At 68.5% G+C, this 12,705-nt stretch carries 10 protein-coding genes; 6 read left to right on the top strand and 4 right to left on the bottom strand.

Features of this window, described 5'->3' with window-relative positions; all coding sequences use genetic code 11:
* The first annotated feature begins 14 nt into the window (after positions 1–14).
* From IE100_RS06490 to IE100_RS06510, 5 genes are all read left to right on the top strand, one after another.
* Complete coding sequence (locus tag IE100_RS06490; protein WP_189373284.1) at positions 15–2,891, top strand: EAL domain-containing protein; 2,877 nt, start codon at positions 15–17, stop codon at positions 2,889–2,891.
* Between the two features lie 67 nt (positions 2,892–2,958).
* Positions 2,959–3,723, top strand: a complete 765-nt coding sequence (gene bioH, locus IE100_RS06495) for a pimeloyl-ACP methyl ester esterase BioH (protein ID WP_189373285.1) — start codon at positions 2,959–2,961, stop codon at positions 3,721–3,723.
* The gene (gene bioC, locus IE100_RS06500) at positions 3,720–4,625 is read left to right on the top strand and encodes a malonyl-ACP O-methyltransferase BioC (protein WP_189373286.1); all 906 of its coding nucleotides are present in this window, start codon (positions 3,720–3,722) and stop codon (positions 4,623–4,625) included. Before bioH ends, bioC begins: the two co-directional genes overlap by 4 nt.
* Positions 4,626–4,636: 11 nt before the next feature.
* Positions 4,637–5,527, top strand: a complete 891-nt coding sequence (locus IE100_RS06505) for a patatin-like phospholipase family protein (protein ID WP_189373287.1) — start codon at positions 4,637–4,639, stop codon at positions 5,525–5,527.
* A gap of 39 nt (positions 5,528–5,566) precedes the next feature.
* Positions 5,567–6,214, top strand: a complete 648-nt coding sequence (locus tag IE100_RS06510) for a glutathione S-transferase family protein (RefSeq protein WP_189373288.1) — start codon at positions 5,567–5,569, stop codon at positions 6,212–6,214.
* Between the two features lie 57 nt (positions 6,215–6,271).
* On the opposite strand, the gene dinB is transcribed toward IE100_RS06510, so the two are convergent.
* From dinB to IE100_RS06525, 3 genes are all read right to left on the bottom strand, one after another.
* The gene (gene dinB / locus IE100_RS06515; RefSeq protein WP_189373289.1) at positions 6,272–7,342 is read right to left on the bottom strand and encodes a DNA polymerase IV; all 1,071 of its coding nucleotides are present in this window, start codon (positions 7,340–7,342) and stop codon (positions 6,272–6,274) included.
* An 18-nt stretch (positions 7,343–7,360) separates the two neighbouring features.
* Positions 7,361–7,660: an Rdx family protein gene (locus IE100_RS06520; RefSeq protein WP_189373290.1), complete on the bottom strand. Its 300-nt coding sequence runs from the start codon at positions 7,658–7,660 to the stop codon at positions 7,361–7,363.
* 324 nt (positions 7,661–7,984) lie between these two features.
* Positions 7,985–10,705 carry a bifunctional diguanylate cyclase/phosphodiesterase gene (locus IE100_RS06525; RefSeq protein ID WP_189373291.1) on the bottom strand — a complete coding sequence of 907 codons (2,721 nt, stop codon included), beginning with the start codon at positions 10,703–10,705 and terminating at the stop codon, positions 7,985–7,987.
* Between the two features lie 156 nt (positions 10,706–10,861).
* Between IE100_RS06525 and IE100_RS06530 the strand changes: the two genes are divergently transcribed.
* A complete protein-coding gene (locus tag IE100_RS06530) occupies positions 10,862–12,022 on the top strand; it encodes a glycerophosphodiester phosphodiesterase (protein ID WP_189373292.1) in 1,161 nt (386 codons plus the stop codon).
* A 163-nt stretch (positions 12,023–12,185) separates the two neighbouring features.
* Here IE100_RS06530 and IE100_RS06535 read toward each other — a convergent pair whose 3' ends face one another.
* Positions 12,186–12,647: a copper chaperone PCu(A)C gene (locus IE100_RS06535; RefSeq protein ID WP_189373293.1), complete on the bottom strand. Its 462-nt coding sequence runs from the start codon at positions 12,645–12,647 to the stop codon at positions 12,186–12,188.
* Between the last annotated feature and the right edge of the window lie 58 nt (positions 12,648–12,705).

Raw genomic sequence — 12,705 nt, forward strand, 5'->3', positions numbered from 1 at the left:
TCAACCAAAATCGTATGAATAGCACGGCTGATATTCTGTTTTCGCCCGAAGAAGCCGCCGAAGCTGCCCTGGATTTCCTGTTCTGCTGGCAGCTGCCGCTCGGGGCGAGCGTTTGGGGAAGGCTGGGGGAGTCGTGGCGTTGCCTGGCGCAGCGGGGGGATGTGTCCGCCCTGCCGACGCCCAAGGCGGATGCCCCGCTCCCGCTGCCGGATGCTGCCGTCTGCTGCCAGGTACTGGGCAGCCACGAGCAGCCGCTCGGCTTCCTGTTCTGGCATGGCTGCGCCGCCAGCGAGCGCACCGCGCAGCTGGCGCTGCTGCTGACCGGTCACCTGACCAGCGCCAGCCTGCGCAATGACCTGAGCGCGGCGCGCGTCACCCACCATACCCTGCTCGACATCAACCGCCTCGCCAACGAGTCGCAGAATGTCGAGCACTTCCTGCGCCGGCTGCACCGCGCGGTGAGCCGGCTGATGCCGGCCGACAACTTCTATATCGCGCTGCTGGACGAGGGCGGCAACACGCTGCGCTTTCCCTATTTCGCCGACGTGATGGAGCCGCGGCCGCCGCGGCCGGACGAGGTGTTTCCCTGCGGCGGGCAGACGCTGTCGCTGACCGCCTGGCTGTGCCGCCAGCATTCCTTCATGCTGCTGTCGGGCGCCGAGATCGACCGCCTGTGCCGGCAGCAGGGCGTGGTGATGTCCGGGCTGATGCCGTCGTGGTGGATGGGCGTGCCGCTGCTGGACGCCGCCAGCAAGGTGGTCGGCGCGGTGGTGGTGCAGAGCTACGACGTGCACCAGCGCTTCGACGCCGCGGCGCAGAGCGCCTTCCTGTTCATCGCCCACCACATCGCCAGCGCGCTGGACCGGCTGGCGCACCGCGCCGAGCTGGAGCGCAAGGTGTGGCTGCGCACTGCCGAGCTGGAAGGCATCAACATCCGCCTGCACGCCGAGGTGGCCGAGCGCAAGCGCACCGAGCAGCTGCAGAGCGTGCTGTTCCGCATCGGCGACATCTCCAATACCAGCCTGTCGATGGAGGCCTTCTTCGTCGGCCTGCACCGGCTGCTGTCCGAGTTCATCGACGCCAGCAACTGTATGGTGTGTCTGCACGACAGCGAGCGCAACGAGCTGAGCTTTCCCTATTGCTCCGACCTGTACCTGACCGACCCGCTGCCGCAGCGTCCGGGGCGCGGCCTGCTGGAGCAGGTGCTGCACAGCGGCCGCCCGCTGCTGCTGGCCGAAGCCAGCGGCCACGCGCTGCTGGCCAGCGACGATCACGACATCGCGGTGCCGGTCAGCTGGCTGGGGGTGCCGCTTTACAGCGGCAACGAGCTGCGCGGCGTGCTGGCGGTGCAGAGCTACGAGCCGAGCGTGCGCTACTCCTACCGCGACCAGGAACTGCTGGAGTTCGTTGCCAACCACATCGGCAGCGCGCTGGCGCGGGTGCAGGCGCTGGACGACCTGCAGCGCGCCTATGCCGACCTGGAGCAGCGCGTGCTGGAGCGCACCAACGAGCTGGACGCCGTCAACGCGCAGCTGCAGCACGACAGCCTGCACGATCCGCTGACCAAGCTGCCCAACCGCAGCTACTTCTCGCGCGTGCTGAAGCGCAACTGGGACCAGTTCCAGCTTGATCCGACGCAGCGCTTCGCGGTGGTGTTCATCGACCTCGACCGCTTCAAGCTGGTCAACGACACCCTCGGCCACCTCGCCGGCGACCACCTGCTCACCGAGGCCGGGCAGCGCATCCGCAGCTGCCTCGGCTATACCGACTTTCTCGCCCGCCTCGGCGGCGACGAGTTCGCGGTGCTGCTCGGCTGCGTCGACTCGCTGGAGGAGTGCGAGCGGCTGGCGCAGCGCCTGGTCGGCGAGTTCGAGCGTCCGATCATGCTGTCCGGGCGCGAGCTGTTCACCACCGTCAGCGTCGGCCTGGTGCTGGCCGACAAGGAACACTACTCGCGCGCCGAAGACCTGCTGCGCGACGCCGACCACGCGATGTACCGCACCAAGCAGCGCGGCCGCCACGGCTACACCCTGTTCAACCACGAGCTGCGCCGCAACCAGGCCGACCAGCTGGCGCTGGAGGCCGAGCTGCGCCACGCGCTGGAAAACCGCCACGAACTGGTGCCCTACTACCAGGCGATCGTGGACAGCCACAGCGGCAGGCTGGCCGGCTTCGAGACGCTGGTGCGCTGGCACCACCCGCAGCGCGGCCTGATCGCGCCGAGCGTGTTCCTGCCGATGGCGGAGGAGAGCGGCCTGATCCTGAAGCTGGACCGCTACATGATCGAGCACGCCTGCGCGCAGCTGGCGCAGTGGTACGGCAGCGGCCGCATCGACCACGCGGTGTGCCTGCACATCAACCTGTCCTCGGCGCACTTCCACGACCCGGGGCTGGTCGGCTGGCTGCAGGAGCTGATGCAGCAGCACGCGCTGCCGGAGGGCACCCTGCACCTGGAAATCACCGAAAGCGCGCTGATCGACGTGCCGGACGTGGCGATCGAGGTGATGCGGCAGCTGAAGGAGCGCGGCATCTGCCTCGCGCTGGACGACTTCGGCACCGGCTACTCGGCGCTGTCCTACCTGCACCGCTACCACTTTGACGTGCTCAAGATCGACCAGGCCTTCGTGCGCGACATCCACTGCCACGAGGAATCCTCCGCCATCGTGCGCGCCATCCTGGCGCTGGCGGCGGCGCTGGGGCTGGAGGTGGTGGCGGAAGGGGTGGAAACCATGCTGCAGGTGCACACCCTGCGCCAGCTCGGCTGCCCGCGGCTGCAGGGCTACTACTTTGCGCGGCCGTCGCCGGCGGCGGAGCTGGACTGGTCGCGGCTGGCTGGCATGCAGCAGCAGCTGACCCACGCCGGCGACGGTCTGCTGCCCTCGCCGGCGTGAGCGCAACGGGCTTTCTTTCTCGGCGCGCTATTGCGAAAATCGGGTTTTGCCCCATTTGCACTAGTCGATGACCCTGTTTATAGAATCCCGCGGCCGTGGCCCGGACCTAGTGCTGCTGCACGGCTGGGGGCTGCACGGCGGCGTGTTCGAGCGCGTTGCGGCCAACCTTGAAGCCGACTTCTGCCTGCACCTGGTCGATCTGCCCGGCCACGGCGCCAGCGCCGCGGCCGGGCACTTTGACGCGGCGGCGATTGCCGACGCGCTCGCCGGCCACTTCCCGCTGCCGGTGCACCTGCTCGGCTGGTCGCTGGGCGGCCTGATCGCGCAGCACTGGGCGGCGCAGCATCCGCAGCAGGTGCGCAGCCTGGCGCTGGTGGCCACCAGCCCGCGCTTCGTGCGCGACGAAGCTTGGCCGCACGCGCAGGCGCGCGAGGCGATCGAGGGCGTCGGCGCCAGTCTCGACACCGCCTTCGAGCTGACGCTGGAGCGCTTTCTCGCACTGCAGATGATGGGCGCGCCGGCGGCACGCGACACGCTGAAGGCGCTGAAGGCGCAGCTGTTTGCCCACGGCCGACCGCAGGGCCTGCTGCCGGCGCTGCACTGCCTGCTGCACGCCGACGCACGCGAGCTGGCCCAGGCCATCGCCTGTCCGGTCGGCCTGTTCTACGGCGCGCGCGACGCGATCACCCCGATCGGGGCCGGGCGCTGGCTGGCCCAGCAGCTGGCCGACGCCACTTTTTACGACTTTCCCCAGGCTTCGCACGCACCGTTTCTGTCGCACGAAACGGACTTTGTCGAAGCCCTGCGACTACACCTGGAACAGCACGCATGAGCGAAGCGTTTTACACCGACAAAGACCGCGTTCGCGCCTCGTTCGAGCGGGCGGCCACCAGTTACGACTCCGCCGCGGTACTGCAGCGCGAGGTATCCGACCGCATGGCCGAGCGCCTCGACTACATCAAGCTGCAACCGGCGGTGATCCTCGACGCCGGCAGCGGCACCGGCTACGGTGCGGCGATGCTGCGCCAGCGCTATCCGCAGGCGCGGGTGCTGGAGCTGGACCTGGCGCACGGCATGCTGTGCGCGTCGCGCGAGAAGCAGCGCGACGGCCAGGGCATGCTCGGCCGCCTGTTCCGCCGGCCGGCGCCGTGGCAGCTGTGTGCCGACGTCGAGCGCCTGCCGCTGGCCGACCACAGCGTCGACATGATCTGGTCCAACCTGGCGATCCAGTGGGTCAACGTGCCGGACAGCGTGTTCGCCGAATTCCAGCGCGTGCTGAAGCCGGAGGGCATGGTGATGTTCTCGACCCTGGGGCCGGACACGCTGACCGAGCTGCGAGCCGCCTTCGGCACCGTGGACGGCGCCACCCACGTCAACCAGTTCATCGACATGCACGATCTGGGCGATGCGCTGATGCACTGCGGCTTCTCCGAGCCGGTGATGGACATGGAAAAGATCGTGATGACCTACGACAGCGTGCGCGAGGTGATGCACGACCTGAAGGCGATCGGCGCCCACAATGCAACTGCCGGCCGCAATCGTGGTCTGATGGGCAAGCACACCTGGCAGCGGATCTGCGACGCCTACGAAACACGGCGCCGCGACGGCCAGCTGCCGGCGACCTACGAAGTGCTGTACGGCCACGCCTGGAAGGCGCAGCCGAAGAAAAAGCCGACCATCTTGGCGGACGGCAGCCAGGTGATCGAGTTCACCCGTTCCCCACCCAAGCAGTGAGAGCCTTGCCCATGTGGTCTGTATCCAGAATTGCAGCCAGTGCTGCAATTTTTTTATTGGCGGCGTGTACCACGCCGACCCCGCCGGTTTCGGTGCCGAAACCGGCACCGAAACCGAAAATCGCGCTGGCGCTGGGCGGCGGCGCGGCCAAGGGCTTCGCCCACGTCGGCGTGATCCGCGTGCTGGAGCAGAACGGCATCGTGCCGGACATCGTCACCGGCACCAGCGCCGGCAGCATCGTCGGCGCCATCTATGCCTCCGGCGTCGACGGCGATGCGCTGCGCTACCGTGCGCTGCGCATCAACGAGAGCGACCTGCGCGACTTCACCTTCTCCACCTCCGGCTTCCTGAAGGGCGAGAAGCTGGCGGCGCTGGTCAACCAGCAGGTGGACGGCAAGAAGATCGAGCAGCTGTCGCGCCGCTTCGGCGCGGTGGTCACCGATCTGGACAGCGGCGCGCGGGTGGTGCTGAAGAGCGGCGACACCGGTACTGCGGTGCGCGCCTCGGCGGCGATACCCAACGTGTTCCAGCCGGTGACCATCAACGGCCGCCGCTACGTCGACGGCGGGCTGACCAGCCCGGTGCCGGTGATCGCCGCCCGCGAGATGGGTGCCGACATCGTGATCGCGGTCGACATCTCGGCCAAGCCCACCGGCAAGAGCGCGCTGGGCTTCCTCAGCCTGCTCGACCAGAGCCTCAACATCATGAGCCAGGCGGCGCTGGCGCAGGAGCTGAAGCAGGCCAACGTCACGCTGCGGCCGCGGGTATTGCACATCGGCTCCGCCGATTTTGACGAGCGCGGCGCGGCGATGCTGGAAGGCGAGAAGGTGGCGCGCGAAGGGCTGCCGGTGATCCGCCAGGCCATCGCGCGCTGGTCGACGACGCGCAGCGCGGCCAAGTGATGCCATAATGCCGCCACCGGCAATTACTGGAGTTTCCGCATGATCACCCTGTACGGTTCCGCGCTGTCGCCCTGGTACAACAAGGTCAAGGTGGCCCTGCTCGAAAAGGGCGTCAACTTCGAGGAACGGCTGCAGCGCCCGTCGCAGGACGAGGCGGTGCTGGCGGCCAGCCCGATGGGCAAGATTCCCTACGTCGACATCAACGGCTTCAGGCTGGCCGAATCCGGCGCCATCGTGGAGTGGCTGGAGGACGCCTACCCGACGCTGTCGCTGCTGCCGCCGTCGACCAACGGTCGTGCCCGCGCCCGCGAACTGGCACTGCTGATCGAGCACTACCTGATCGCCCCCAGCGCGCCGCTGGTAGGCCATGTGCTGTTCGGCGCCCCGCTGACGGAGCAGGACAAGACCGAGGTCGCCGCCAGGCTCGCGCGCGGTGCCGCGGCGCTGGCGCGGCGCATGGCGCAGGAGGGCAGCTGGCTGTGCGGCGACGATTTCAGCGTCGCCGACATCGCGCTGGCGGTGGCGCTGCCGCATCTGGGCTACCTCGGCAGCACGCTGCTGGGCCACGATCCGCTGGCCAGCCTGCCGCTGCCGCCGCAGTACCGCGAGCGGCTGGCGCAGCGCGCCAGCGTGGCGCGCATGTGGCACGACCGCGAGCAGGTACTGCGCAAGTTCCTGCCGCACTGAGCGACCGCGGTACCCCCGGCAGCCATCCAGCCTCGCGGCGGATGGCTGTTTTGCCGTCTACGGCAGCCCCTCCTCGAACAGCGGCAGCTGCTGCGCCACCGGGCTGTCCTCGCGCAGGCGCACGCCGACGCCGAGCAGGCGCACCGGCTTGTTGCCGCGGGCGAAGCCGGTGTGCAGCAGCTGCCGGAAGACGTCTGCGGCCAACGTTTGGCCGGCCAGCTCGACCGTGGTCTGGCTGAAGTCGGCAAACTTGATCTTGACGTTGAGGCCGCGAAACGGCGGCGAGCCGATACGCTGCAGGCGCTGCGCCAGCCGTGCCAGCAGTGGTTCCAGCTCGGCCTCGCAGCTGGCGAGATCGGGCAGGTCGCGGGGGTAGGTCTCCTCCACGCTCACCGATTTGCGCTCGCGCGAGGGCTCCACCGCGCGGTGGTCGATGCCGCGCGACAGGTCGTACAGGGTTTTGCCGAACTTGCCGAAGCGCTGCAGCATCTCCAGCAGCGGCAGCCGCTGCAGGTCGCCGCAGCTGTGCAGGCCCTGTGCCTTCAGTTTGGCGGCGGTGACGGCGCCGACGCCCCAGATCTTTTCCACCGGCAGGGTCTCGACGAAGGCGGCGACGTCCTGCGGCCGGATAAGCCATTGCCCGTCCGGCTTGTTCCAGTCGCTGGCGATCTTGGCCAGGAACTTGTTGGGGGCGATGCCGGCGGAGGCGGTGATGCCGACCTCGTCGCGGATGGCGGCGCGGATCTCTGCCGCCATCAGGCTGGCGCTGCCGTGGCAGTGCGGCTGGCCGCTGACGTCGAGATAGGCCTCGTCCAGCGACAGCGGCTCGATCAGCTCGCTGTAGCGGTGGTAGATCGCCTGCACCGCGAGGCTGGCCTGCTTGTAGCGGGCAAAGTCCGGCGGCACGATCAACAGCGCCGGGCAGCGGCGCAGCGCCAGCGACGACGGCATCGCCGAGTGCACGCCGTAGCGGCGCGCCTCGTAGTTGCAGGTGGCGATCACGCCGCGCTGCCCCGGCTGGCCGCCGACGGCGAGCGGGATGTCGCGCCACGCCGGGTTGTCGCGCATCTCCACCGCGGCGAAGAAGCAGTCGCAATCGATGTGGATGATCTTGCGCTGGATGCTCACCTTGCGGCCAACCTGGCGTCAGCCGCCGCGCTCGCTGTGGCCGAGACCCTTGTCCGGCGCGATGCGGTCGCGCAGCAGCTGTTTCAGCTGCTTGATGTCGGGAAAGCCGCCGTCGCGCGCGCGGTCCCACAGCAGCTCGCCGTCGACGCGGATCTGGAACACGCCGCCGCTGCCGGGTTGCAGCGCGACTTCGCCGAGTTCCTTTTCGAAGGTGGTCAGCAGTTCCTGCGCCATCCAGGCGGCACGCAACAGCCAGCGGCAGCCGGTGCAATAGCGGATGGCGACAACGGGCAACAGCGGGGAGGTGTCAGGGGTCATGAAGGTTGGCCGCAAGCAAAAAGGCCATGGTAATGCCGAATACGGGAGGGGGGAACCGGGGAGGGCGCTGCACCGCTACCTTGCTTCGCAAATCTCTGTGTTGTTGTGTCGTGGCTCTTTGAAGAGCTGTATTTTCTCCTCCATCACCCGGCTATCTGTGTAAACCTGGCGCTGTGCGTGGAGGCAGCGGTGCAAACGCAGGGCCAGTGTGCATCAAGCCGGTGCATTGGGGAAGCGCGCGGCGCGATTGTCCGACAATGTTGCTTTGCACCATGTTACATCTTTGCAACGTTTGCTTACATTTCTCGATAGTGCCATCAGCGCTTACAGCGCCAGCGTCGGATTGTCGATCAGGAAGCGCTCCATGTCGCCGGCCGGCAGCGGGCGGCTGATCAGGTAACCCTGCGCGTAATCGCCGCCGTGCTCGGCCAGGAAGCGCGCCTGGCGGATGTTCTCGATGCCTTCGCCGGTGACCGAGGCACCGAGGGTGTGCCCCATCGCCACGATCATGCGCACCAGATTGCTGCCGCCGGTGCTGTCCGGCACCTGGTCGAGGAACTGCTTGTCGATCTTCAGCTTCTCGGCCGGGAAGCGGCGCAGGTAGCTGAACGAGGCGTAGCCGGTACCGAAGTCGTCGATGGCGATGGCGATGCCCTGCGCGCGCAGCTTGTGCAGGTTGCTGTCTATGGTCGGCGTGTTGCGCAGTGCCAGCCCCTCGGTCACCTCCAGCTCCAGCGCGTCGCCCGGCAGGTGGTGGGTGGCCAGCTGGCTGGCGACCACCTCGGCAAAGCGCGCGTTCTCCAGCTGCACCAGCGACACGTTGACCGAGATCACGAACTGGCTGAGGTAGCGCGCGCGCCACTGCACCGCCTGGCGGATGGCCTCGCCCAGCACCCACTCGCCGATGTCCTTGATCAGCCCGGTTTCCTCCGCCAGCGGGATGAAGTCGCCCGGCGGGATGCGGCCGAGGCTGGGGTGTTCCCAGCGCACCAGCGCCTCGGCACCGGCGACGCGGCCGTTCTTCAGCGACACGTAGGGCTGGTAGTGCAGGCTCAGCTCGCCGCGCGCCACCGCCTGGCGCAGGTCGTTCTGGATGTGGTGGCGGCGGCGCCAGTTGTCGTTCATCTCCGGGCGGAAGCGTACCCAGTTGCCGGCCGGATCGTTGCGCGAGAGCTGCAGCGCCAGCTCGGCGTGTTCCAGCAGGCCGTCGGCGTGGACGGTGTCGTGCGGGTAGATGCTGAGGCCGGTGCTCAGGCGCAGGAACAGCTGCTGCTCCTGCAGCAGCAGCGGTTGCCGCAGCTGGTCGCACACCTCGTCGGTGCGGCGGCTGACGGCGAGTTCGTCCTCGTCCAGCAGCAGCATGGCAAAGCGGTTGTCGGCGTGACGCGCCACCATCTCGCCGTTGCGCGCCAGCTTTTCCAGGCGCTCGCCGAGCAGGCGTATCAGCTGGTCGCCGCTGTCGCGGCCATACAGCTCGTTGATGTTGGCGAGGCCTTCCAGCGACAGCATCATGCAGCCGATCGGGCGCTTGTCGCGCGCCTGGCTGTTTTCGCGCTGCTGGATCAGCTCGCCCAGCTGCATCTGCAGCCGTGAGCGGTTGGGCAGGCCGGTGAAGCGGTCGTAGTAGAACTGGCGGTACAGCTCGCCCTCGGCCTGCAGCCGGGCGGAGGACTCCATCACCAGGGCGATGATGTCGGCAGCGGAGCAGATGAAGTTGACGTCTTCCTGGCGCCAGGCACGGCGCCGGGTGCGGCTCTCGGCGCAGATGATGCCGTGTTGCAGGCCGCCGACCATGATGCTGGCGTCGAGCATCGCCCTGATGTCGCGCTCCGCCAGATAGGGGCGCAGCGACAGCAGCCGTTCGTCCTGCAGCGGCTGCACGGTGTTGAGGAAGCGCTGTTCGCGCAGCGCGCCGAAGTAGTCGGGGTGCTGGTCCAGCGGCAGCACGTCGCCGCTGAAGCGCAGGCTGTCGCCGGTATCGACGCCGGCGAGGCAGCGCAGGCTCTGCTGGTCGGCGCTGAACTGCCACACGCTGATGCGGCTGACGCCGAGGGTCTGCGCCAGCAGCGGCAGGATCTCGTCGATGTACTCCTGCAACACCTGCGTCTCGCTATGGCGCGCCGCCACCAGCTGCTGCAACGCGCGGCCCTGCTGTTCCAGCCGCTGCGAGCGGCGCACGTTGGCCTGCTGCTGCTGGTAGCCGGCGCGCACGATCAGCCCGGACAGCAGCAGCATGAAGGCCAGCAGCAGCAGGCTCTGCGGCAGCAGCCGCTGCAGCACCGCGTCGCCGGGGCGTTCGTTGTCCCACTCCAGCAGCCCCAGGGTCTGGCCCTGGCTGTTCTCCAGCGCCAGCGCCGCGCTGTGCTGCGGCGTGGCGGAGAAGTTCAGCGACAGCCGGCGCAGCGAGTTGCTGGCCGCCATCTCCTGCAGCAGGCGCTGGTCCAGCGCGCGCGCGAACAGCAGGTAGCGCGCGCGGCCGTCAGGCGAGGCGCCGGACTCCAGCGCGATGCGCTGGATCGCCGCCAGGTAGATGGCGGTCTGCGGCTGGCCGGTCAGGCTGTTGCCGTGTTGCTGGCGCAGCAGCAGGCTGGGGCCGGTGCTGGCCTGCTGCGGATCGTAGCGGTCGGCCTGGCGCAGCAGGTTCTGCCACTGCCGCGGCTCCAGCTGCAGCAGCCGTTGCGGCTGCGGGCTGACCACGCCGCGGTCCAGCGCGTACAGCACGCCGGCGGCGGGGTCGAGCAGCAGCGCGATGTCGACATTCAGGTTCTGGTACACCGAGCCGGTCAGGTTGGCCGCGAGCCAGGCGCGGTCCATCTGGGGCGCCTGGCTCTGGCGGTACATCTCGTCCCACACCGCGTAGTCGTTGAGCGTCTGGCCCAGCGTCTTGCGCTGGCGCAGCAGTTCCTGTTCCAGGGTCTTGCGGGTGAGGGCGGCGACTTCCTCGTCGACCTTGTCGGCGGCATTGTTGGCCAGTTGCCACAGCCCGGCCAGGCCGACCAGCAGGATCACGCCCAGCAGCAGGCCGGGACGCAGGCGGAATCTCATCGAAAATGGACGCATGTCTCAGCAGTATCGGGGTAGGGCGCGGACAGGGTGGAGCGCTGTCATCACCGTTACATGTTACGGTCAATAAAATGTCATGTTGTTCTGTCACGCTGCCGGCAGCGATTCCGCATTGACGCCGTTCAGGGAGTGTAAACAATGAAATCCATGCCTTTGCGCCTGCTGCCGCTGGCCATCCTGCTGTCGGGGCCGGTACTGGCCGCCGGCCCATCCCCGTTTCCGACGCTGGACGGCAAGCCGCCGCTGGTGGTGGCGCACCGTGGCGCGTCCGGCTACCTGCCGGACCATACCCTGGAAGGATACGCGAAGGCGATCGCGCTGGGCGCCGATTATATCGAACCGGACCTGGTCAGCACCAAGGACGGCGTGCTGATCGCGCGCCACGAGCCCAACCTGAAGGACACCACCGACGTCGCCCGGCATCCGGAATTCGCCGCGCGCAAGCGCACGCTGAAGGTGGACGGCGTCGAGGAAGAGGGCTGGTTTGCCAGCGACTTCACCCTCGCCGAGATCAAGACCCTGCGCGCGGTGCAGCCGCGTGCCGACCGCAGCAAGGCGTTTGACGGCCAGTTCCTGATCCCGACCTTCGACGAGGTGCTGGCGCTGCGTGAAGCCAAGTCCAAAGAACTGGGCCGCGAGATCGGCGTCTACCCGGAAACCAAGCACCCGACCTGGCACCAGCAGCAGGGCCTGGCGCTGGAAAAACCGCTGGTGGCGCTGCTGGCCAAGCACCGGCTGAACCGCAAGAACGCACCGGTGTTCATCCAGTCGTTCGAGGCGGCCAACCTCAAGACGCTGCGTAAGCTGACCCCGAACAAGCTGGTGTACCTGCTGGACGCCAACGACGTGCGTCCGGACGGCAGCATCGACACGATCCGCCCCTATGACCACGTGGTCGCCGGCGACGCGCGCACCTACGCCGACATGCTGACCCCGGCCGGGCTGAAGGAGATCCGCCGCTTCGCCGACGGCATCGGCCCGTGGAAGCCGTACCTGATCAGCTGGCAGGCGATGACCGACAAGGCCGGCAAGGCGGCGGACGTCAACGGCGACAAGGTGGTCGACCAGCGCGACATGACGCTGCTGGAGCCGAACGGCGTGATCCGCGACGCGCACAAGCTGGGGCTGCTGGTGCATCCCTACACCTTCCGCAACGAAGCCAAGCACCTGGCGGCCAACTTCATGGACCAGCCGGCGGAAGAGTACCGCCTGTTCTTCGCCGCCGGCGTCGACGGCGTGTTCACCGACTACACCGACACCGCGCTGGCCACCCGCCGCCTGATGCAGCAAGGCCAGTAAGCGCACTGCCGGCAATGACAAGGGCCGCCCGATCGGGCGGCCCTTCTGCATTCTGTCGCGCGTGCTGGCTGCGCCATGCCGGCGCGGATGCGGCCAAGGTTGGCCGCAACGGGGCGATGCCCGGATGTGGCGGCTGTCGCCGCCCGGCGGGGAAACGGGCGGCTCAGTGGCCGGCGGGGTGGGCGGGCGCCATGCCGCTTTCCACCTTCACCTCCACGGTGACCTTGCCGGCCTTCTCGAACTGCAACTGCAGCGGGAAGCGCTCGCCGCTGGCCGCCTGTTTCGGGACTTCCAGCAGCATCAGGTGCAGGCCGCCGGGCGCCAGCGTGACGGTGCCGCCGGCCGGCAGCGCGATGCCGCCGGCGACTTCGCGCATGCGCATCACGCCGTTGTCGTTGAGGTGCTGGTGCAGCTCGGCGCGCGCCGCCTGCGGCGTGCTGGCGGCCAGCAGGCGGTCGGCGCCGCCGCTGTTGCTGATGCTCATGAACACCGCCGCGGTCGGGCTGCCGGCCGGCATCGCGCGGCTGTAGGGGTGGCCGATCTTCAGCGCGCCGGCGCTGTAGTCGTGGGCGAGGGCGGGCAGGGACAGCAGGCCGGCGAGTGCGGCAAGGGCAAGTTTTTTCATGGTGGGCAACCCCGGTGTTGAATTTGGCGCCGAGCATAGCACGCGGCCGCGGCGGGCA

It is taken from the genome of Vogesella alkaliphila (assembly GCF_014652475.1).
In the GTDB taxonomy this organism is placed as follows: Bacteria; Pseudomonadota; Gammaproteobacteria; order Burkholderiales; family Chromobacteriaceae; genus Vogesella; species Vogesella alkaliphila.